Here is a 21,982-nt window from a genome sequence, read left to right on the forward strand (position 1 = left end):
TGCCCAAAATGGTATGCAATTGTTGTCACAAATCGAAGCAGTGATAATCCACCTATAATTTTAAAAAAATCAATGAGGAGAATGGGATGCCCAAGAATCATTTCCGCCATTTTTTGCGTCATTTTTCGTGTCATAGCAAAATGGTACGTTTGCTGAATTTGACACTATTGTTGACCTTTGCTGTTTGCGCGATGCCAAGCCGAGCCGATACATTGCCACTACCGCCAGAAAAAATTAACCATCCCTATCCTGATGTTGCGATAACTGAGCTGCACTCAGCGCAATCGCTGGTGAGCTATTTCGATAAGCGTAATTATCAGCTCAATACCGTGTATCAAACCCGTGTGTTGCCAGCGATTTTTGTTGAGAACCTGCCGAGTAATTTACAGGCGCTGAGTGTGCCAGAAAAAACCAGTACCTATATTCGTTTGCTTTTGCCCACAGTGGTCGCGGTGAATGCACAAATTTTGCGCGTACGTCATGCATTACTGGATATATCGCAAAAGCCAAAAGCAAGCTGGAGCGACGCGGAAGTAGCTTGGGTCAATGCGCTGATGACGCACTATGGGGTGAAAAATAATGATCTCAATGAGCTACTTTTGCGCGTTGATATTATTCCTGTAGGCATGGCACTTGCGCAGGGGATTGATGAAAGCGGGTGGGGCACCAGCCATTTTGCGATTGCCGGTAGCAACTTATATGGCGAGCATCTACCGTCAACGGGTGGCAAATACCTCACGACCCCAGGTGGCAATGTGAAAGTCGCTGCTTTTGATAATCTCTATGCCGGCACGGCTAGCTATATGCATAACCTAAATAGCACTCAAGCCTATCGTGAGATGTGGCAGCTTCGCCAACAATTGAGAGCGCAAAAGCGACTTACAGGTGATGCTTTGGTGGGCGCTTTGATTGATTACTCTACACGTGGCCAAGCCTATGTAGATAATCTACGTGCGCTGATTCACCATCATCAGCTTGATCATTTTGACCGCGTGGCACTGACGCGCACCAACCCGCAAGTGGTACGTTTTGCGCGTTAGTTAGCCGAAGGGGTTGCTACGAAGTACAATCACTGAATCAAAATGCGTGAGTGGCGATGTTTGCTACTCACGCATTTTTTGTTGCTTTTACCTTGGATGAAAGCCATCTAGTTTGGTGGATTTATACGCTAGGTGGTGAGGTGATATTCTTTTCAATCCGTTGCGATGCTCGCGCGAGAATTCATTGTGCTTTGATGTAAAAGTGACTAAGCTGCCGCGCTCTGAATTTTTCTATCTATCAATGCAGCAAAAGGCGACCCCATGAATCGAAAGAAAAAGGTGAACGAAACCCTCAAAGCCAAGCAGAAGAAAATGAATGCTAAGCTGCACCAAAGTAACAAGCCACGTTATATTTCAAAGGCTGAGCGCGCTAAAATGGCAGCGGAAGCTGCGGCGAATACGCAAAGTGATGATGGACAGTCAGAACAAACCCAGCAGTCTGAATAACCACAGGTATAACTGGTTTCCATGGATTGGAAGCGCGAGTTAATGTGGAAAAAAACCGCCATTGGCGGTTTTTTTATGGGCAAGGTATTGATAGCGAGTCAGATGTATCAAATGGTTCCATGTTCATAGCGATGATCGATATGATGGGTCGCCTACATTAAGCTTACGCTTCTAGTTCGCTGCTGTTTTGACGCAGGTGTCGCTTCACACCCACCAAAAATTGTTGCAGCAGCTGATCTTTACAGGCGCGATAATGCTTATTATCTGGTTTGCGGAAAAACGCACTTAACTCATGTTTGCTGAGTTGAACATCCGCAAGTTGCAGAATTTCTAAAGTCTCTTCCGCTTTTAAATTCAATGCGATGCGCAATTTTTGTAACACCATATTGTTGTTCAAATTGCTTTCAGGTTTTGCCTGTTCGCCTTCGCGCTTGCCACGTTTGAGATTGATCAATCCATTGAGAAATGTCGCAAGCTCAATATCACTCAGTGTGATGAAGTCATCTTCTCTTTTGCCAAGCAGCCAGTGCGTCACTTGCTCATGGGTCACGATTAAATCAGCAAGGGAGAAGGTTTCGATGATGGTATTTTCATTGAAATCAAAAGCATCGCGGACACGGCGAAAAATATCATTATTCGTCAAAATAGATCCTAGTTTGAGGTAAACCCAGCACTGTCAAAATGACCACTGGCATGGCGAAAATTTTACCAGAATTAGTGTCGCGCCCCTATCAATAACGTATCCACCCATAAAATCGGGTTGCCTAAGGTTGAGGGCGGGGTACGCGTCTAAGCCACACGTATCTGAAGACACCACGCATTTAGCTGTAGGCCTAGGCGCTAGGAGTCAGCGGACATCAAAATTTGATAGGCGGTGGGCTGTTTAATGGATAGGTGGTTATCCGTAATCATTTGCGATGCGTTGTCAGCAATGAATTCACATACCTCGGTTGGACTCATTCTATAAGCCAATGCCATGTATTCAAAATTGAGTAGTTTGTGCATGTGCGTTATGTATAAGCGAAAAGAGTTCAACACATGCACAAATCAGATTTTAAGTCCTTATCAGTTTACTTGGCTTTTGAGCTGGCTAAGTATTTGAAATGTATGTTCTGCGTTGTCAAGAGTAGCTCTCATCACATGACTTGTTGCAACCAAAAATAGTCCAGAGACCAAAGTGACAAATCCAGGTGCTATACCAGCTACTGCGAGCCAGAAATCAAAGCCGTAACGACCATTTCCGGCGCCAAGTCCTGCCAAGGCAAGTAATAGACCTGAAGCAAAAATTAACCAGCCTAAGATACTAATACATTTAGAGACAAGTTGTGCAATTTGATATTTAGACTCATGGCTCACAAGATTTTGTGAGCTTTTCATTGCAACGTTAGAAACGTTAGCTTTCTCTAAGGCTTCTTTAGAGCTACGAGCTTCAACGTTCTCAATAGTTATTTTAAAACCATCTGATTGTAAAGCGCGTATTTCTTCTCCAGCGCTTTCTGAAACAATGTCTACTGCGATTTTTGTGGTGCCTTTTTGCATGATTACATAGTAATTCATCATTCCTCCTGAACAGATTTCCTGTGATTGAGAACCAATGGCATATTAGATTGCTTGTTTAGTTTGTGCTTCTAAAACATCTATTAATGTAACGCTGAAAATGGCTTAGCTCCTTGTGAATAAAGTTGCTTATCGCTCAATTTTGACTGAAATTTTCTGTACATCTTTTTTGATATCGCGTATGTGCGGTTGTGCTTACATATTGGTGATGTATTTGTAAGCGCAAAGGAAAAGGGGAGCTAATTGCAAAGAGAGTGTGAGCCCTAATAGGTCAGGGCTTACACTTCACGTAAAATACACGACCTGACCTTTTTGAAGCGTTGGCTGTGTTCGTTTCGAATAGCCACTTCGAGATGCTAGATAATTGATTTACTCTTAAAAAGTGTTTTTTTGCAGGATAAGCAAATATGTTTGTAACGTGGGTCTGCATGAGCGCTTAATGGTTGAAAAATAACTTTGTTTGAACCGCAACTAAAGCATTTAGCACTTTCAGGGTCTTCCGTTTTACATTCAGGGTGCTGAGCTAAATAGTCCTCAAGTGTTGGCAATTTGTCCCAATAATCATTCTGTGGTTTCGAATAAAATACGAAATAGTGGAATATTGCAGAACCAACTATTACTAAAACTAACCAAGTTAAAGTCATCTTTTTATCCTCAAGTTATCCTGAAGACATAACAAGGTATTAGGCAGTCTGTCTGGTTTGTTATGCCTGCTGAAGCACTAATTTTACGCTTAAACTTACTTTGGTCATTATGAATGGTGTTGCTTAACTCTCAGTTTCGAATGAAATTTTGTGCTGTTTTTATGTGCGAGAATGCCGGGTATTTAAAGCGGAGCTGGTGAGCGCTGCGTTAATCTTGATGATATCACCACGTTGCATCAGTATTTTTGGGGCATAAGTACACCTAAATGTTATACGGCATGCTTTGTTGAGCTATTCACCACTCCCATTTACCTTGCTCACTGAGCAGCACTTTTTCACCTTGGGTCACGGTTAAAACGCCTGATTCTGAAACTCGGTATGTCACATTGCCATGGGTGAACTGATAGCCTAAAAATTGCGATGGTGTGCCGTTAGATAAATAGGTATGTAAGGTACGGCCTTTGAGGGTGATTTTATCTCCCGTTTTTTTTGATTGGCCAGTATAAGTGACGTCATTACAGGTGACTTCACCCTCCATGCAGTTTGAGGTGATTGAAACTATATAGTGTTTTGTGGTTAAGGTGGCAGCGTGGCTAAAGTGGCTCACTAAAATCAATAGCAGTGAAAGTCCACGAATCGACATAATCTTTTCCTCATGAATCATGCTGCACGTGGTGCGCGCAACATAATATGGATGTTTTAGAATAGGCCTGAAGCCTGATCTATTGTAGCGCTAAGAGGCGTACAGGATGAAGCACAATGGCTGGCTATATGGATCCAGACAATGCAAGCATCAAAGCAAACATCAAGAATGTTAGGGCAAAGGCACAGCCCGTTGTGAGCAGTCCATCATGAACCAACTCACGGTGAACGTCTGTGATTGTTTTAACTGGATATTCTCTTTCATAGGTGAGCCGCTCTTCATAGGACCATGTCATACGAATGTAGCGATAGAAGACACAACACAAACCCACACAGCCCAGTAAAGTGATTATCTTTTGCCCATTTCAAAATGCGAGCTTCTTTCGGATTATTGATTGTTCGTTTCGTATAAAACAGGCGATGGCGAGCTTTATCACTTAATTGGGGGTAATCAGAAAGCTTTCGATAACCGTCGCGATTCTTTTTTTGTTGGCGTATTTGTTTTCTATTCATATTTTCAATGCCACACAATATTGAGCAATCAACCCTTTGATATAGATGACGTTAGGAAAAGCACTGTAAGCCAGCAGTGAATAAAAATAGGACGATGGCGAAGATGGAAGATTTTTCCCAAAAAATATAGATGGGGTAGATGAACGTCAGCACATTTTTTAACCGACCCTGACGCAGTTTTAAAAATGCTTTATCTTCTACAAAACAGGACATGTTAATCCATAAGCTTCTTACAAGTCCGGTTTTCCATGAAACATGATAGCGGCCATCAATGAAATGATGATTGTCTAATTTCAATGTCAGCCAAAGGATCAGAAATAACGCGTAAAAGAGTAGGGTAGGAATGGTCAGCCATGCCAATGCTGCAAGCAATATTGAGGTTACGATGGGATGCAAAAGAATACCTGATTCATCATTCGTCAAATGTCGCTGATATTGAAATCAATTCAGCTATGTTCTGCTAATTTTCGATAATTGTGTGCCTCAGCGTTTACCAAATCAATCTTAAACCCATCCGTGCGCCTGAAATTTAGCGTATATGTCTATTTATCCACGAACCCACTGTGTGAGGGGGGCGAAAAACAGCGTAGCACGACGACAACAGACAGCAGCACTATCAAGCTTTTTCACTTATTATCAGTGTACTTGAGTATCGCTTTGTATCCAAACGACCTGCTCATTTGAAGTTGGTATTTCAAACCAAGACCAGAACAGATTTAACATGTCAGGTGTCATTTCGTAGGACTTGCCATCTAAATTAGCGTTGCGTGAAAGCGCTCTTTGCTGGCATGTGTCAAAGGGTGCATCAAGATAATGAATTTCACTTTCTATGCCGAGGGATAACGCCCAATCAGTGAATCGATCGCGATCCGCTTTGCACCAAAAACCAAAGTCGAAAATAACAGGGATACCTAGCGTAAAAAGCTGGCGCGCTGAATCTTTGAATAGCGCTTGCAGTGTCGCTAAGCGGCTATCGAAAATTTCGCGTTCCATGTGTTCGCCGTACAAAGGAATCATCCACTCATCAATGGAGAAGCGAAAAGCGCCATATTTCTTTGCCAGCGCCTTGGCATAGGTGGTTTTCCCTGAGCCAATAAAGCCACATATAAAATAGATATTGGTCATGAGTCCTCTTTAGCTTAAAACGCCATGTTCAGCGGTGGCAGGCAGAGCGTTCTTCAGAAATAAGCCGTTGTACGTGAAACTTGAGCGAAGTGTTATATGAATTCTCGTTTAAATCGTCGAACTTTTGTGCGCATATTTTTCATAGGGGAGGATGTATTAAATTGAATCATCCGTCCCAGCGTCCATTGGTTATACCAGGCGGCGCCATAGAGCGCATGGTCACTTAAGCGATCAATCAGTAAAAGGATGTCGTTTACCGTAGACTCAAGCTCAATGAGTAAATCACCATATGACCAGTCACTATAGTCGGCATGAAACTTTTCGGTGAGTAAGCCCAATTGATTCCATTGGTAGCCTGTTTCCGGAAAATCCACATGTTGATTGTGCGATTTTAAGTGGTGCCATTTGAGCACTAGTTTTCCCCAGCCAATCAAGTAAGCCACGGTATCACTCACGCTAATCAGGGTGCCTTTTACGTTTCCTTCAACGCCAGATTGACGCGCTTTGCTTTCAGGAATAGACCGATAGTCCGCCATCAATTTGGGAAAAATTGAGTGGATAGCGGAAACAAGCTCATCTTTATTTTTGGGTATGGAAGACATTTGACCTCAATTTAGATCGAGCTTACGAAATAGACGTATTTTTATACACGATTCACCTAATAGATATAATTAAGTATCTACTTTTCGTGCAATCCACTGTGTATGCTCACGGGAGAATGCATTTTCAGTATTAATTACAAAGTCCGAAAAATCACGTTCAGTAATGGATTTCCATTCGGATTTAATGAATCCAATTTCATGAGCTGCTAGGGAATATGAAGAACTTAATTCATTGTGCTTTTTTGCCTGAATCCAAGTTAATACTGCACTAGCAGCGGTCGCTATAACCGCTACTGGAAGCGATTGTGACGAGTCGTAAACCCTAAATATCAACATAATAATAGCTGCGCTATGTAACAACACCGCAATCCTAAACCAGCGAGATGCTCTTTTTTTGTTAAAAGTCGCTTTCTTTGAGTACCAGTCGGCTTGATCATCAATTCTTTGATTCTTGTAAAGTGTCTTTCGAGAATCGAATGACAGGGAGCGAATTGTTCGCATCATATCTGTTATAGGCTCTTTTGCTCCTTCAGATGAGTTCAGAATGGTTGAAAGACTTTGATTCTGCTTTAGCACGTTCTTTAAGTCGTTAATAAAGTTTACCTCAGAGCTATTATCTTCATGGAAAGGCTCTGCTTTCATCATCCATTTCCAAGATAATGTTTTTACTGATTCAGCCACAGCCCTTCCGTTATACCATGTATCATCAGGTTTATATGTCTTGAGATAGATAAGGATTCCGAGAGTAACAAAAAAAAGTAATGCTGATACCACAGCACCATAAGTGTTAACAGGGACAAAAAAAGATACAGCCGCAGCTATTACTAAAATTCCCAGATAAAAGCTTAAACAGAGATAATATATGTTTTGGGCATACAATGATGCCTTGTTTGCCGATTGATACAATCCGGGTAAGGAGTCCTCTTGTACTTGCATTTACGTCCTTTAAAATTCGTTATCTGTTTGTGGAAGCATCTTCAATCGCCTCCATCATTGATGCATGTTTCCATTGCACGATAGAGCTAGCGTTATCTCTAATATGGCTGGGAATATTGGCTGGTGGCTCATTGCCTTTATAAACGGCAATAACACCTTTCCCCATTTTTTTGCTTTGCTCGATCTCCCATTTAACCCACTTGCTTTCTATACTGTTTGGCGATAGATAAACCATGGTCACGGAAGCTTTTTCAATTTTCCCCCTAATTTGGCGCTTGATATATTCATCTTGATCGCTGTTATAAGCTTTTTTTACTGAGTGGTCTGAAAATTCAAGGTCAACGCCTTCGTTTTTAGCTTGACCTCGCAATAGATTAACCTCATCCATATCATCGCTAGAAAAACTGATAAACACGTTTCGCTTGGATTCGCCTGCACTTCGCAAATGTTCCTTAGCTTTCTTTTCCAGTTCCTTTCTATCAACTGGAGAAAAACCATAGCCGCCGCCTCCACCCATACTAACCTCCTTTAATCCTGAATTCTTTGCATGATATACAAACACCACATGGTTCATCACCGCCAACATGGCATGAATATGATAAAATGCCTTTTTCATTGGCTATATCGATAACATCTTTTTTATAGAAATCACGTAATGGAGCCACGATTTCGATTGTTTGCCCTAAAGCCTTTGAAATCGTGCGCTCTGCAGAAAAAAGAAAGTCGTCAGTCTGATCTGGGAATATAGCGGTGTCTTCCCTCAAAAGCCCGATGGATACGCTACTGCAATCGTTTTGCACGGCAAAAGCACTGGCTATTAGCAAAAACAACAAATTCCGTCCGGGCAAAAAAGCTTCATCAACAATGTGCTTGGCTTTGTCGGTAAGCCCAGAGATGATTACGGAGCCAAAACCGGAGATGTCGATTTCCGTACATTTGGGAAGTCCAAATTTATTAACATGGTTTCGAACAGCCAAAACTTCCTTATTAATATTTAATTGCCCATAGTTTATGAATACTGGCTTTTGCTCCACACCTGCTTCCATAGTTAAAACAGACATTAAGCAGGAGTCCATCCCTCCAGAAAGCAAAGTTACTACGCCCATGTATATGCCTCCTTACCCAATGCTCTCATTACAAACCACATTGACTGATCAACAACTGAAACCGCATGATTGAACTTTGATGCTTTGTCTATAAATCTCCGCTCTATCGCTTCATACTCGTCAATTTTGCTTACTTGCTTTGGGCAAATGTCTAAACCATCAATCAATTTTAGATAATTCAAAATATGCCTATCTAAAATAGCGACATTATCTGTAAACCCAATATTTTTAACATAATGGCTAGATTGCTTCGGACCAATGCCTGGGCACAAGAAAATCAATTCTCTTCGCAAGTCCGATGGAGCGCTCATGGTCCCTATCATCTCTTTTAAAGAACCATATTTTCGTTCAATATTGCAAAACGATTCTGCAATATGCTTTGCAGCGCGTTTCGGATATCTGTACCTGCTGTATGTCTTGCCATTGGTCGATGAATAGGCTGGAGAATTTAAAATGCTCTCAATTGAATAGGTATGTTCACTGGATTTTATCCGTTTTTTTAGCCTTCTCAGCACCTGGGTCGATTGGATAGCACTTGCATATGCCAAACTTAATTCGTAGCGAACGCCACTACCTAGAATACATATGAGTAATTCAAAGGTTAAATCCTGTTCGGACATGCAGGTATAATCTTTACGCTCAACTACACGCTCAATATCCTTACAAAGTTCTGCTATCGCACTTTCAATTTGCCAGGGCTTCATGCGCTTCTTCTCGTCTATTAATCGTTTTAGAAAATAATTTTTGGTTTTTATTCAGAAAAGACTTAGGCAAATAGCGCTCTAACATAGCAATCTGTCCATCGTTCTCAATTGCTTGTTTAAGCATCTCCATCCACAAGCGGTAAAACTCGAGATTGTGCGCATAACAGCGGGCAAAAAAACTTAAATTTTTTTCACTACCATACTCGCTTTGGTGCTCATATAAATCGAGTTGCAATGGGTGATGTAACTTACCAGAATCAAAATCCACAACAGTTTGACACCAATCCAAGCCATCGAATGAGTCCGCGCCGGCAAAAGCGTAAAGCATCATCGATAATGGATTACCCGTACCTAAAATATGCAGGACTTGATATTTGCCTGTGCTATTCAACGCAGACCTGATCTTTGAAATATTCTCGGCGATTTCGCATATTCCAAATCCAAGTTCACGTTCTGGAATAGCAATTAGCTCTGGGCTGCATATGGTCGCAACTTGTTTGCATATCTCGGGGTAATCGTAGGCGTCTTTACAATGAACTATGGGAGAAATTACATCGGAACCGATTTGGCCTATTGTTCGCTTTATCATCGATTCAATATTTTTGACATTCGCCGTTTCGTTGGCCAGACAATAATCATCAAATCCAAATGCATGTGATACGTTATTTCTTCGCAATGTATTGATATATCGCTTAAAACACCAACGTTTAGAGCGAGACCACGCTACTTCATAAATACCTGAATCCCACAACACTACCTGACACTGCTCATGAGCTTTGTTTAGCGCAGCGAGCAGCCTTTTGTTGTCTTGATATTTATAAACATCGAAACACGAAACCAAAAACTGAGGAAAATCTAGGGAGGTAAGTAGTTCAATATGATCAATTACCGACCAGACATTTTTGGATACACTTGATACCGATGGATAAAAAACAGGAGTGGGAACTCTACCGATTGTTGAAACATCTGGGAACATGTTAACTATCCTCTGTCTTTTTCCATGTATAACAGTGTATTCAGCATCAAGGCTGAATTTACCGCTCATTATGTTGTTAATTTAGCGCTTTAATTGGCGCTGGTCATTATGAATAAAGTTGCTTAGCACTCAGTTTCGACTGAAATTTTTTGCACTGTTTCTGTGTATCGATTGCAGCGGCTATTCATCCTCTGTATCGGTTGTGCGGAAGTTATTCCAGTGGCGGTTAAAGGCAGATGGCAACTTGCCAAAATCGACGGGCTCACCTAAGTCGATGTGAAAAATGGGTATAACTGAGTTTAGCTTTGATTACGCGGCGCTTGCCGTCAACACACTTGTTGAATGTGCTGCAACGAGCTGTAATGTCTCATTTTCAGTGGCTTGCCAAATGCGGGTGAATCGAAGTGTCGCTTGCGAAGTCACACCACCAAAGGTGCCGTCAATTTCAGCCAATACAGAGACAATCGCAGTATTTTCCATGATGCGAATGTGCTGCTCTGACATGTTGATGGATTGAATGCGGCCAAAACCGGAGCGATGCCCTTGAATATCATCCGCCTTAGTCATGAGTTGGCCTAAGTGATTGGTGAAAATGAGCTGCTCACACAATAAGGTATCAAGTGTATCAACATCTGATTGGAGCATGGCTTCCTTGAGGCGGTTTTCATGTTCTTGAATGACTTCAATGTTCATCGTTTACATCCTAGTGAGGTTATTTCTAAGCTCGCACGCTTCGTGCTGTGAGCCATTAGGCTTGCGATGTTTACCAATCGCTATCTATCAAACATCGCTTAAATTGCTGCGTTGAAATCGGCTATTCATTTACGGCTTTGGTTCACGACAGCGCTGATAAAAAACAGTCACGCTAATGTTCTCTGCGCAAAGCATGCTTAGCTAGGGCTGCCCTGCATACATATACACACCAAGCACGCCGTAGAGCACTGCGGTCGGTATGACGGTTGTGACCACAATGGCTGAATCAATCACGACGGTTGCTGGCGTGATAATGACTTTACCCAGATTGGCGATGGTGCTGGATTCTTGAATTACCTGAATGCGATATTCATTTTCCAGTTTGATGCTGTTTGTTTGGCCTTCAAGAGCCAAGCGATGGCCTGTAAGTGAAGCGTGAAACTGCATCGGCTGAGTATCAGAGAACCCTAAATCAATGAGCTGTTTTCTGCGGGCTTCAGAAATACGTGAGGCGTGAATGAATAGGGTTAGTTCCCCCGTGATTTCACCGGAGGCTTGTAACACAAAGGGGCTGATACGTGGGGTGAACTCAATGTCGCGACTGAGTTTTAGTGCCGTTTTCAGGGCGGGGCTTATCTCAAAGAGATAGGCGTATTTGTTGCCGCTCACAATTAGTAGGTTGTTGTTATCGTTGACTGTGAATGATGAAACGGACTCAAAGTAGCGGTCATTCTCCCAAAGGGCTGATGTGGTGCCACAGCCTGTCAACGTCATGGCGAGCAGTAGCGAGATCAAACATGTTTTTAGCGACATGGCTTTGGTTTGCATCATTTTTATAGGGATCACTTTCATCGACATTCCTTGCATCATTCAACTGCATTGATGTCATTAATCTAACGTGAAAAATGATTGAAATCTTTCTTCGTGATATCACCCAACACACAGTTTCGATTGAAAAAAATGGGTTAGTTTCGATATCAATTCGCACCCAGTCGTGGCTGCGATCTTGTCTTGATTTGTCTTTCTTGAAAAAGGAAATAGGAATCAAGAAATACAAGTCAGTTCGCGCTGTGTCGATGCTGCTGAATATATTGTTTAGGTGGCATGCCCAGCGTCTTCTTAAAAAAGCCAATAAAGGCGCTGACGGACTCATAACCCAAATGCTCGGCAATGCGCTGTACGGGGACTTTGGCGGAAAGCTGCTGTAGGGCGATAACGATATGCAACTGTCCGCGCCACTGGCCAAAGGTGGTGCCAAGCTCCTGTTTGACCAGCCGCGCGAGCGTGCGCTCACTCATGGCGTAGTGTTTGGCCCAAGCACACATGGGTTGGCGATTGCTCGGGTCGCGGAGCATGGCTTGGGCAATCAGTTGTAATCTTGGCTCTGTGGGAAGCGGAAAATCAAAGCGCTCACGGGGCAAAAGCATCAATTCATCCAATACTACGCTGGCCAGTCTTGCCGTGGCGCTTTCCACCTCATATTGCGGCGCACTTTGCGCCAGTCGAATCACGGCCTCTCGCATCAAAGGTGACACGCTGAGCGTGCAGCTTTGTGTGCTTGGCATACAAAGTTGCGGCTCCACAAATAACATGCAGATATCTGCACCAGAGGCGATGTGGTTGCTATGTGGCACTTGGCTTGGAATCCAAACGGCGCTGTTGGTGGGCACCATCCAAATGGCGCGATCGATGGTGCAGGTCACTGAGCCACTTAATGGTAAAACCAATTGGCCTTTGAGGTGCTGATGGCGCGCCGTTTCCATGGCTTTCAGTTGCGGATTAAAGCGCAGCGCAGTCACGGGTTGGGATTGCGTAGCGTGCTCAAAACCAGCATCAAGTGGGGCAGAATGCATAAATTGACCGAATATCGATATTTTTTGTCAATCTACCTTAATTCGGAAATTTTCAACGCACTATAATGCGGGCGTCATTAAAGGATTGATGGATGTCACAAAAAATGAGTAATGCACGAATCCGTGGTCGTGGGCTTGTGATCCTCGGCATTTTATTAATTGCCAGTAACTTAAGAAGTCCCATTGCTGGGATGGGGCCGGTGATTGATTGGATCACCCAAGATTTAGGGCTCACCGCCGCACAAGCGGGCATGCTCACCACTTTGCCGCTGCTCGCTTTTGCTTTTTGCTCGCCCGTGGCTTCAGTTTTAGCTCGCCGCGTGGGTTTAGAGCTTTCTTTAATGTTGGCTTTGATTGCTATTCTCTGCGGCGTTCTCGTGCGCTCTCAAGGCTCGACGCCGCTGCTGTTTGCGGGTACCGCCTTGATTGGTGTCGGTATTGCCATTGGTAATGTGCTGCTGCCAAGTTTGCTGAAACGCGATTTTCCCACCCATTTGCCCACACTCACGGCGCTTTATGTGTTGCTGATGGGGATTGGTTCTACTTTGGTGGCTAGTGTGGCGATTCCGCTGGCCAGTTGGGCGGAGCATATGGGATTCACGCTGTTGCCCAATTGGGGCGTTTCGCTGGCCTCTGTGCTGCTGTTGGTGCTGCTCGCCATGGTCGTGTGGTTGCCGCAGGTGCGCCGACATAGCGCGCCCACCAAAGATACCGCAGTGCTCGATAGCCATAGTTATTTGTGGCGAACCGCTGCCGCGTGGCAGGTAACGCTGTTTTTAGGCATCAACTCCTTTGTGATGTATATCCTTATCGCTTGGCTGCCGAGCGTGCTCATTGATAAAGGCTACAGCGAGCAGCAAGCGGGCTTTTTGCATGGTTTATTGCAACTGGCGACCGCCATTCCAGCGCTGGCGCTTATTCCTCTTATGGCGAAATTCAAGGATAAACGCTGGCTTGGTGGGAGTATGGCGGTGCTTACCTTTGTCGGCATCGGCGGGTTAATGCTATGGCCACAATATGCGGTGCTGTGGATTTTGATGTTTGGTTTTAGCTGCGGCGGCGGTTTTATTTTGGGGCTCTCTTTTGTGGGCATTCGTACCCACGATGCTCAGCAAGCAGCGGCGCTCTCTGGTATGGCGCAATGCATGGGTTATTTGCTAGCGGCTACGGGGCCGATTTTGTTTGGCCTATTGCACAGTGTGACTGGCAGTTGGGATGCCTCGTTGGCGATGTGTGTTTTGCTCTGTTTGGTGTGGGGCGCGATCGCTACCAAAGCGGGGGTACCGTACCTTATTGACCGTCGTGGTCACGCCCATCCCGTGGCGATTCATGCACATGAAACACCAGAGCAAGAGCTGATTCGCTTGCGCGCTGAAGTGGAAAAACTTAAAGCGCAGTTAGCGGCGCAAGCGCAAGCACAAGCACAAGCACAAGCAGAAGCTGAGCGCGACATGGATGCGGCTTCTTTGGTTGAGCAAAGTGCCTCTTGAGTGATTTATTCCTTTTCTAACAGCAGCTTAGCATTATATGATTTGTGCTAAGTTGTTGTTTTTAAGGATGAGTGCCAATGAAAGGATGGACCAGTTCGGCGGTGACGGGCGGCGCGTTTTCAGTTTTGTTATCGATAGCGATGCAGGCAGAAGCGAGTACGGAAACCACAAAGGCAGAGCCACATTTATCAAAGGCTTATCAGCAGCAGTGTGGCTGGGTCGATAATCCATCATCAGCCAATCTGTTTTTTGAAAATGAGGCGGTGAGTTTGATTATCTTTCGCCAAGGCTTGGCGCAAGATGATGCCAGTATTGATATGATTTATGCCAATCGAGATGAAAGCCAAGTGCTACGCCAATCTAGCGCCCATGCGCTGTGTGCTTGTATCGAATATATTGCCGTGGATGACACGGTCACTGAGCTTAAAAGCTTTACGCAGCAGCCGCTGAAATCTTGCTTATCTAATCCTGCATTGCGCGCACTTGCGCCCATTCAACCCAAGGGCTAATTCATTCAAAACCGATCAATCCAAAACCAGTCAACCCAGAAGCGTTGAACGAAAGTGCTAATCAGTAAAAGAGACAGGCCAATGACGGATCATTTTTCTATTCGACTTGCCACCCAAGAGGATGCGGCTTTACTTCCTCAGCTTGAGGATGATGCAGGCTCACTGTTTGCCACCATGCCTTTGGATTTTTTGCAGCGCTTGCCCGCAGAAATTCCCTTTGGTGATGTGGCGTTTTACCATCAACGCATTGCGCAGCAATTGTGCTGGGTCGCGCAACGTCATGCGTCGAAAGGACAGAGCCCGCAAGTTGTGGGTGTTATCTGTGCTGATTGGGTACTGGAAGACAAGGCTTACTATATTGCCGAGTTGTCGGTGGCACCGTTAGCGCAAGGGCAGGGGATTGGCCGTGCGTTGGTTAGCCATATGCAGTGCTTTGCCAAGGAAAAGGGCGTGGATTTAACCCTCACCACATTTCGAGAGGTGCCTTGGAATGCGCCTTTTTATCGCTCATGTGGTTTCGTTGAATTGTCAGCGCCAGTCATCACACCATTTTTAGAGGAACGGCTATCAGAGCAAGCGAGTCACGGTTTTTTACGTGATGATCGCTGCGCCATGCGCTGGTCTTTCGCGACAAGCATTTAGCACGAGGCTTAAAGGGCTGCTCTTGTGTATCGAATTGATATACAGCCCTTTTTTAACGCTTTATTTTGATGGTTATTATGATGCGTTATTTCAATGGAAGATTGGCCTGATCGTAGCGGTGTAGCTGTTGGCAGGCGTGGCTTAACTGTGAAAATTGCCGCGCTAACTCGCGATTGAGCCACAAATAGCCAAAATAGCTGATGTCACTTTGATCGTCGAGGGCTTCAGGCGTCGTTGCTTGCTCCGGTACATGATGGTGCGGCTGCAAAGACATTAGTTCAATGTCATTTATCTCAATGGCGAGCACTTGCTTGTGCTCAATGGCCGTTGCCAGTGCTGAAAATTGTTCACTCAATGCTTGCTGCGCTTCGTTTAATCCCGCCATTTCACAGATTTTCTCTTTGCCTAGCTGACGCTCCCAATGGGTGCTCACTAAGGTTTCTAAGTCAGCATAAAAGCGTTTTTCAATGGCGAGTAATTGGATCAGCACAGAGCGCAGCGGCCGAATTTCTTTGACGGCGTGCGGCAGCAGTGCAATTTGTCGGTCAATCAAATTGGACAGCGTCGTGGCATGAAAGGTGAGGTAGGTCTGTTGGTGGATCTCTTTGCCATGATGCGCCAAATAGCGCTGACTTTGCTTGAGAAACTGCGCGGTGAGGTGAATAAATTGGTCACTGGCGCGCGATGGAAACACATAAAGACTGGCTGCTATGGTCAGCACCGCTGCCCACAATACATTCATGATCCGCCAGCCTGCAGCACTCATATCCGCAGGACCACCACCGGCAACAATGACCATGGTAATGGCCGCCATTAAAGCGGTGTAGGAGTAGGACTCCTGGGTGTAATACATCACCCCAACCAGTAATCCCAAAAACAGCAGATGATGGGTCCAGTGATATTGTGGCGGAATTAAAAACAGCGATAAACCAATCAAAGCACCGGTCAAAGTACCCCAAATCCGCTGATTCGCTTTGCTAATCACACCGCCGACAAATGGGATGGCACCAAGAATGGTGACTGCGGTGATCAGCGCCCAATAGCCATAGGGAATGTGAAACCAGCGCACAAAAAACAAAATGGTTGCCATCACCAAGGTGACTCGAATCATGTATAGAAAGCGGCTGTGTTGAAGGGCAAAACGGGTATAGGCAGACATAGATTTCATTTGGTTGTAGAGAGCTTTAACCCTAGGTGCCATGAGCGCTGGCAGGGGTCTGATTTTTGCGACGACAATACGGATTGCTGCGAAGAATGCAACGTAACCGTTTGCCTTAACTTTTCGCTTTAAAAGGCCGCACTGTAAAGCTTGGATTGCAGTACTGAAATTGAGGCAAACAAAAAGATGCGAATCTTTATTGACAGAGTTAACAAAAATCCATAGTATCCGCGCCCAGCAGATAAGGATGCCAAGCAAATTATCTGTTTTTATTGAGTTTCTTGGCGCACGTCAGCTGATCCCGGTCAGTTGTCTTTTCTTTTTTTAAAAGTAGAGACACTGTAAAAAGGGAAAGCCAATGACTGCGACCACCTCCTCCGACTCAATGCCAAGTGCCATTACGCACGACCAGCCAATCTCTTGGCAGAAAAAAGCAATTCTCAGTGTTGCCTTTTTGATGGCAACCACCTCTGTAGGCCCCGGCTTTCTTACCCAGACCGCAGTTTTCACCAACCTCTATAAAATCGATATGGCCTTTCCGGTCTTTGCCTCCATGTTTATCACCTTTGGTATTGTGATGAACCTTTGGCGCATTGTTGGCGTATCAGGCCTACGCATTCAGGACTTAGCCAACAAAGTGGCACCGGGCCTTGGCTATGGCATTGGTATTTTGCTTGCGCTTGGCGCAGTGGCTTTCAACTTTGGTAACGTCAGTGGTGCGGCGCTAGGGATGGAGGTGCTCACTGGCATTGATACCACCTGGGGCGCACTCTTTACTGGCGCTTTGGGTTGCTTGATCTTTGTGGTGCACAACGCTTCTAAACGCATGGATCAGATGGCGCGCTACCTTGGCTTGCTGATGATTATTTTGATTGCCTATGTCGCGATGTCTAACTTACCGCCAATGGGCGCGACGCTTTCTGCCGCCATTGTTCCCACAGATATTGGTAACTTGCTGATGCCAACTTTGATTATTGTGGGTGGCTCTGTGGGTGGTTACTACACAGGTGCGCAGCGTTTGGTGGATGTGGGTTTGCAAGGGCAGCAGCAAATGGAACCCATCAAAAAAGCAGCTTGGGCGGGTATCTCAATTGCGGTGGTGATTCGTATTCTACTGTTCTTGGCAGTCTTTGGTGTGATTGCCACAGGCGCAGAGCTTGCTAAAGCCAACCCAGCGGCTGATGCATTTCGCCATGGCGCAGGCCAGCTTGGTTACTACATCTTTGGTTTGGTGCTCTTTGTGGCGTCAATCACTTCCGTTGTGGGTAACTCCTACATGGCAATTTCACTGATTAAAACCTTGTTCCCAACGGTCGCACGTCATGAAAAAGCGTGGTGTGTTGGCTTTATTGCCCTGACTAGCCTTGGCACCATTATGATGAACATGCCTATTTTGCTGCTGATGCTAGCCGGTTTGGTGAATAGTGTGATTCTGCCGATTGTGCTTGGTGTGGTATTGATGGCAACGCGCCGTAAAGATATCGTGGGTGACTATAAACACCCGACATACCTGTTGGCCATTGGCGGCCTGATTGTGCTGCTGATGAGTGTTGCGAGTGTGAGCAATATCAGCAACTTTATGGCTAAATTTATCGGCTAGTGTTGATGTGCATCGCATGGGGCAAACCATGTGATGCACCTTGCGTAAGAAGTCGTCTGCTTCTTGACAAAAAAATACCCACGACGTCTTCTGTATTTAGTTGAGCCACTGTTGTTTTAGTTGCGCATTATTCGTGGGTCGTCTTTCAAAAGCCATTCAATTGAATGGCTTTTTTCGTTTTTAGGTGCGATATAAACAAATATTCCTCGAATTTTGATGCAATTATCATCAATGCATTTGATTGTATATGCGAGACGCGTCACGTATAGGGTGCTGTTTCTTGACTAGATTAAATGCACTAATTCATCTCATCGTACCAGTTGAGATGAGTGGTCGCCGATGAGTAATCCGCAAGGATCAGTTGTAACCAGTCAACGTGCGTAACATAGATGATATAACGCAGATGAGGTGAATATGTCGACACTAACATTGGAACCTAAAAACGCTCCCATTGTTCCTGATCGGCTGAGTACAAGTGACATTGAACTCGAAAGGGAATTTGGACAGACACAGCAAGCGAATGGGCGTGCAAATAAAGTGAACCAGTCTTGGCTGCAGGGCGTTGAGGTGATTGGTTCTGGCTATGATCTTTTTGGCGATTACGCCGCAACCGAATCACTGACCTGTCAGCTTTTTGATTGGCAGCGCAGTGAAAAAAAGGATGTATCGTTTCGAACGAATCAGTGTGTGCCTTCGGTGATTGATGTGCAGCAACGCGATAGCAGCATTCTGCGCAAATTCAGCGGGGAAACTATCGAAGAGTACCATCGAAATCTATCCAATGTGATTAAGATGGAAAGTGACGCCTGCTTTTTTGCAGAATCGCTGCGCAATGATTTTAGCCATTCTGCATTGTGCTTGGCTGAAAATGCATTTTGCCGCGTACAGCACTGTATTAATAAGTGGTCTTTATCCATACGCGCTGATTATCAAGCGCTGCGCTCGCTGCTCTATCCAGATGTGAAAAGAGCGCTAGATGATGCAAAAGAAGCGCGCGACTTTGAATGGATTTTTGCACACTACGGTAGCCATTTTATCTCAGGGCTGGTCATGGGAGGCCGTGTGGTGTTGACGGCATCGACCAATAAAATGCTCGTTGATCGCAGTTATAGCTACGATCATTTGGCTGAAGCTGTCTATAAGTCCATGACAGGTCAGCTACCGGTGGCTGCGCTGGATAAATACGCGGCGGCGCTTGATAGTTTTGAAGCGCACTCAAATGTTAGTTGTAACGTTAGTGGTGGCGATAGCATTGCGGCATCGACGATATTTCGAAATCATCGTCTTGATTTTGATATGTGGCGAGAAACCATCAGTAAGTCACCTGATTTTGTGGATTTTGCTGGCTCACAACCAGTGACGGGCATTTGGGAGCTGTGCGCCGATAAAGAGCGTGCTGAAGCCATGCAGCAATATTTTGAGTCGGTTTGGGTGCCGCGTCGAGAGCAAGAAACCCAGCTTCATGCTGATTATCTTGATGCATTGATTGTGGTGTATGGCCGTGATGCCGCTATTTCTGCGCCAGAAGGGTATCAACTGATCCCGGTGAATTTAAACGAGGGTGTCGCGGGTGACTTTATCTATCTTTGCTCGCATAAAGCGAAATTTAAGCCCATGGATACTGGCTTGCCGAGACAGTGTATTACCGACATTGTGGTGGTGATGGATAATGACGATGCGCCAGATGGTTATGTCAAAATCCCTGTGGATCTCAATCGAGGTACTGAGACAGGTCGCCGAGTGAATCTGTGTTATTTACTTGAAAAATATAATGCAGAGCGAGCAATCAAAGATGTGATGATTATTAGTGATCATCATCCGGATATCTATGCGCCCCATGGCTATATTCGGATTGCAGATGATCTGAACGCAGGTGCAGGTGGGCACTATATCTATCTATGTTATTCGCGAACCGCCTAAGGTTTCCCCAGCTGAAGTAATCTTGTGTTGATGTATTTTACGCCGCGCCCCTGCGGCGTTTTTTATTTGATTGAGTCTTGGGGGGGACAAGGGCTTGTGGTGATTCGCGCTTTAGCCCATGAATGCCCCATCAAAATTCACGGGGTGACGGCGGGGGGATAAGTGAGACATATTTGCGACTTGGGTGGAAAAACAATCGCTGAGAGCTCTTTTCACTGCCTGCGCTGATATGCTCAGAGGGATCCCAGCAAAGGAGGTGACATGAGCAAAACGATTTTAATCACCGGTGCAACTGATGGTATTGGTCTTGAGACGGCAAAACGCTTGGTGCTTGAAGGGCACCGCGTGCTCATTCATGGTCGTAACGATGAGAAACTTGCTCAGGTAAAAACGGCTTTGCAAACGGCGGTTTATACCCATGGACATTGCGCTGCGGTTGAAAGTTATTTGGCTGATCTGTCTGATTTAACGCAGGTGCAGACCATGGCCAAGGCGATTTTAGCGCAGTATGAATCCATTGATGTGCTGATCAATAATGCGGGTGTTTATGCCACGCAGCATCCACGTTTAGCCAATGGCGCGGATGTGCGTTTTGTGGTCAATACCTTGGCCCCTTTGCTGCTGACCCAGTTATTGTGGCCTGCATTCCATCCACAAAGTCGGGTGGTGAATCTCTCTTCTGCGGCACAATCCAGTGTGGATTTAACAGCGCTTCGCGGAGAAAAGGCGCTCAACGATGGCGAAGCCTATGCGCAAAGCAAATTGGCGCTCACCATGTGGTCACGCCTGTTGGGCTTGAGTCATCCCGAAGGGCCTGTGGTGGTGGCAATCAATCCCAAATCTTTTCTTGGCAGTAAGATGGTGAAAGATGCCTATGGCATCGCGGGTAGCGATCTCAGTGTGGGGGCTGATATTTTGTATCGCGCAGCGCTTGGGGATGAGTTTGCAACAGCGCATGGCCAGTATTATGACAACGATATTGAAGCTTTTAGTCACCCGCCTATGGATGCACTCAATGAACCCATGGTGCGCCAAGTGGTGGCAAGTCTTGAAGCTTTACTAACGCCATATTTAACTTAATAGATGAATGTTGAATGGATGCATATTGATAGCAGTGTGAGTCGTGTACGTTCAATGAAATCCTATGTATGGAATGATTAAAAAAAGCGCCGCAATTGCGGCGCTTTTTAGCTGTATGTTGCTATTTGTAATTGCAATTTGTAGTTGCTATCTGTGTACTGCGATGGACTTGTTACACCGCACGTGTTAGCCAAGTAAGCGACTGCGATGGATTTTAATGACCGCTTTTCGCAGTGGTTTGATTTCATCGTTGATGGCGCACATTGGGCGATGGGCTTCACCAGGATAAAACACCACCAAATCGCCAGCTTGCAGAGTGACAAATTGTTCGCGTTTTAGATCGGGGATAAATGCGAGATCGCCTTGCCAGCTGTAGCGCTCAGGTTGTGCGATGGCTTCAATGGCATAGCCGTAGCGTTCTTCACCGGCAAGTACGATTTGAATATCTAAATAATCTTGATGAATTTCTGGCTGCAGTGATTGAGCGAGTTTGGTTTCTGCTTGCATCAAAATGACGAAAACATCCTTGCCATCAATTTCAAATTCACCTTGTTCATGACTTGCTGCCAATGCCAAGGTTTGATGAATGGCATTAAGCATGACGGGCTGAATGTAACCGATGCGATCGAGCTGCGTAATATTGGCAAGTAACATAATGAACCTTTTGGGTTGGAGTGCGATGAAACATCGCTGAATGGTATTATGTTAGCATTGATAAATTAGAAAATACGAAGGGAATCAATC

General features: G+C 45.0%; 25 protein-coding genes. 8 read left to right on the forward strand and 17 right to left on the reverse strand.

Going from position 1 to position 21,982, the window contains the following annotated elements:
- Positions 1-86: 86 nt before the first annotated feature.
- Together L9P36_RS05330 and L9P36_RS05335 are read left to right on the forward strand one after the other, a co-directional pair.
- Positions 87-1,040, forward strand: a complete 954-nt coding sequence (locus tag L9P36_RS05330) for a glucosaminidase domain-containing protein (protein ID WP_237465532.1) — start codon at positions 87-89, stop codon at positions 1,038-1,040.
- Between the two features lie 261 nt (positions 1,041-1,301).
- Entirely contained in the window at positions 1,302-1,487 is a 186-nt protein-coding gene (locus tag L9P36_RS05335; RefSeq protein WP_237465534.1) for a DUF2986 domain-containing protein, read from the forward strand.
- Positions 1,488-1,650: 163 nt separating this feature from the next.
- On the opposite strand, the gene L9P36_RS05340 is transcribed toward L9P36_RS05335, so the two are convergent.
- From L9P36_RS05340 to L9P36_RS05410, 15 genes are all read right to left on the reverse strand, one after another.
- Complete coding sequence (locus tag L9P36_RS05340) at positions 1,651-2,130, reverse strand: YehS family protein (protein ID WP_237465535.1); 480 nt, start codon at positions 2,128-2,130, stop codon at positions 1,651-1,653.
- A gap of 422 nt (positions 2,131-2,552) precedes the next feature.
- A complete protein-coding gene (locus L9P36_RS05345; RefSeq protein WP_237465537.1) occupies positions 2,553-3,044 on the reverse strand; it encodes a hypothetical protein in 492 nt (163 codons plus the stop codon).
- A gap of 356 nt (positions 3,045-3,400) precedes the next feature.
- A complete protein-coding gene (locus L9P36_RS05350; protein WP_237465539.1) occupies positions 3,401-3,688 on the reverse strand; it encodes a hypothetical protein in 288 nt (95 codons plus the stop codon).
- Positions 3,689-3,983: 295 nt separating this feature from the next.
- Positions 3,984-4,331, reverse strand: a complete 348-nt coding sequence (locus L9P36_RS05355; protein WP_237465541.1) for a hypothetical protein — start codon at positions 4,329-4,331, stop codon at positions 3,984-3,986.
- Between the two features lie 563 nt (positions 4,332-4,894).
- A complete protein-coding gene (locus L9P36_RS05360) occupies positions 4,895-5,266 on the reverse strand; it encodes a hypothetical protein (protein ID WP_237465543.1) in 372 nt (123 codons plus the stop codon).
- Between the two features lie 213 nt (positions 5,267-5,479).
- Positions 5,480-5,968 carry a P-loop nucleotide/nucleoside kinase family protein gene (locus tag L9P36_RS05365; protein ID WP_237465545.1) on the reverse strand — a complete coding sequence of 163 codons (489 nt, stop codon included), beginning with the start codon at positions 5,966-5,968 and terminating at the stop codon, positions 5,480-5,482.
- A 92-nt stretch (positions 5,969-6,060) separates the two neighbouring features.
- Positions 6,061-6,570, reverse strand: a complete 510-nt coding sequence (locus L9P36_RS05370) for a ClbS/DfsB family four-helix bundle protein (protein WP_237465547.1) — start codon at positions 6,568-6,570, stop codon at positions 6,061-6,063.
- A gap of 69 nt (positions 6,571-6,639) precedes the next feature.
- Positions 6,640-7,506, reverse strand: coding sequence for a DUF4231 domain-containing protein (locus tag L9P36_RS05375; RefSeq protein ID WP_237465549.1), 867 nt, complete (start codon positions 7,504-7,506; stop codon positions 6,640-6,642).
- A 19-nt stretch (positions 7,507-7,525) separates the two neighbouring features.
- On the reverse strand, positions 7,526-8,122 hold the full coding sequence (locus tag L9P36_RS05380) for a TIR domain-containing protein (protein ID WP_237465551.1): 597 nt from the start codon (positions 8,120-8,122) through the stop codon (positions 7,526-7,528).
- On the reverse strand, positions 8,025-8,612 hold the full coding sequence (locus L9P36_RS05385) for a 7-cyano-7-deazaguanine synthase (protein ID WP_237465553.1): 588 nt from the start codon (positions 8,610-8,612) through the stop codon (positions 8,025-8,027). The genes L9P36_RS05380 and L9P36_RS05385 overlap by 98 nt, the downstream gene beginning before the upstream one ends.
- The gene (locus L9P36_RS05390; RefSeq protein WP_237465555.1) at positions 8,603-9,316 is read right to left on the reverse strand and encodes an 8-oxoguanine DNA glycosylase; all 714 of its coding nucleotides are present in this window, start codon (positions 9,314-9,316) and stop codon (positions 8,603-8,605) included. Before L9P36_RS05390 ends, L9P36_RS05385 begins: the two co-directional genes overlap by 10 nt.
- A complete protein-coding gene (locus L9P36_RS05395) occupies positions 9,297-10,292 on the reverse strand; it encodes a hypothetical protein (RefSeq protein ID WP_237465558.1) in 996 nt (331 codons plus the stop codon). The genes L9P36_RS05390 and L9P36_RS05395 overlap by 20 nt, the downstream gene beginning before the upstream one ends.
- Before the next feature lie 309 nt (positions 10,293-10,601).
- On the reverse strand, positions 10,602-10,985 hold the full coding sequence (locus L9P36_RS05400) for a nuclear transport factor 2 family protein (RefSeq protein WP_237465560.1): 384 nt from the start codon (positions 10,983-10,985) through the stop codon (positions 10,602-10,604).
- Between the two features lie 201 nt (positions 10,986-11,186).
- Complete coding sequence (locus L9P36_RS05405) at positions 11,187-11,837, reverse strand: hypothetical protein (RefSeq protein ID WP_237465562.1); 651 nt, start codon at positions 11,835-11,837, stop codon at positions 11,187-11,189.
- A gap of 206 nt (positions 11,838-12,043) precedes the next feature.
- Complete coding sequence (locus L9P36_RS05410; protein WP_237465564.1) at positions 12,044-12,838, reverse strand: AraC family transcriptional regulator; 795 nt, start codon at positions 12,836-12,838, stop codon at positions 12,044-12,046.
- Between the two features lie 92 nt (positions 12,839-12,930).
- Here L9P36_RS05410 and L9P36_RS05415 point away from each other — a divergent pair, with 92 nt between their 5' ends.
- The 3 genes from L9P36_RS05415 to L9P36_RS05425 all read left to right on the forward strand — a co-directional run bounded on the left by L9P36_RS05415 (position 12,931) and on the right by L9P36_RS05425 (position 15,479).
- The gene (locus L9P36_RS05415) at positions 12,931-14,328 is read left to right on the forward strand and encodes an MFS transporter (RefSeq protein ID WP_237465565.1); all 1,398 of its coding nucleotides are present in this window, start codon (positions 12,931-12,933) and stop codon (positions 14,326-14,328) included.
- Between the two features lie 77 nt (positions 14,329-14,405).
- Positions 14,406-14,837, forward strand: a complete 432-nt coding sequence (locus L9P36_RS05420) for a DUF4087 domain-containing protein (RefSeq protein WP_237465567.1) — start codon at positions 14,406-14,408, stop codon at positions 14,835-14,837.
- An 81-nt stretch (positions 14,838-14,918) separates the two neighbouring features.
- A complete protein-coding gene (locus L9P36_RS05425) occupies positions 14,919-15,479 on the forward strand; it encodes a GNAT family N-acetyltransferase (RefSeq protein ID WP_237465569.1) in 561 nt (186 codons plus the stop codon).
- An 85-nt stretch (positions 15,480-15,564) separates the two neighbouring features.
- Here L9P36_RS05425 and L9P36_RS05430 read toward each other — a convergent pair whose 3' ends face one another.
- The gene (locus L9P36_RS05430) at positions 15,565-16,638 is read right to left on the reverse strand and encodes an FUSC family protein (RefSeq protein WP_237465572.1); all 1,074 of its coding nucleotides are present in this window, start codon (positions 16,636-16,638) and stop codon (positions 15,565-15,567) included.
- A 385-nt stretch (positions 16,639-17,023) separates the two neighbouring features.
- Between L9P36_RS05430 and L9P36_RS05435 the strand changes: the two genes are divergently transcribed.
- From L9P36_RS05435 to L9P36_RS05445, 3 genes are all read left to right on the forward strand, one after another.
- A complete protein-coding gene (locus L9P36_RS05435; RefSeq protein ID WP_435532763.1) occupies positions 17,024-18,238 on the forward strand; it encodes an NRAMP family divalent metal transporter in 1,215 nt (404 codons plus the stop codon).
- 414 nt (positions 18,239-18,652) lie between these two features.
- Entirely contained in the window at positions 18,653-20,158 is a 1,506-nt protein-coding gene (locus tag L9P36_RS05440; RefSeq protein WP_237465576.1) for an MAC/perforin domain-containing protein, read from the forward strand.
- Positions 20,159-20,419: 261 nt separating this feature from the next.
- Positions 20,420-21,238 (forward strand): SDR family NAD(P)-dependent oxidoreductase, encoded by an 819-nt coding sequence (locus L9P36_RS05445; RefSeq protein WP_237465579.1) that lies wholly within the window; start codon positions 20,420-20,422, stop codon positions 21,236-21,238.
- 186 nt (positions 21,239-21,424) lie between these two features.
- Here the strand turns inward: L9P36_RS05445 and L9P36_RS05450 are convergent, their stop codons facing one another.
- Positions 21,425-21,892 (reverse strand): NanQ anomerase/TabA/YiaL family protein, encoded by a 468-nt coding sequence (locus tag L9P36_RS05450; protein ID WP_237465580.1) that lies wholly within the window; start codon positions 21,890-21,892, stop codon positions 21,425-21,427.
- Positions 21,893-21,982 lie beyond the last annotated feature (90 nt).

The organism is Vibrio stylophorae (genome assembly GCF_921293875.1).
Taxonomy (GTDB): Bacteria; Pseudomonadota; Gammaproteobacteria; order Enterobacterales; family Vibrionaceae; genus Vibrio_A; species Vibrio_A stylophorae.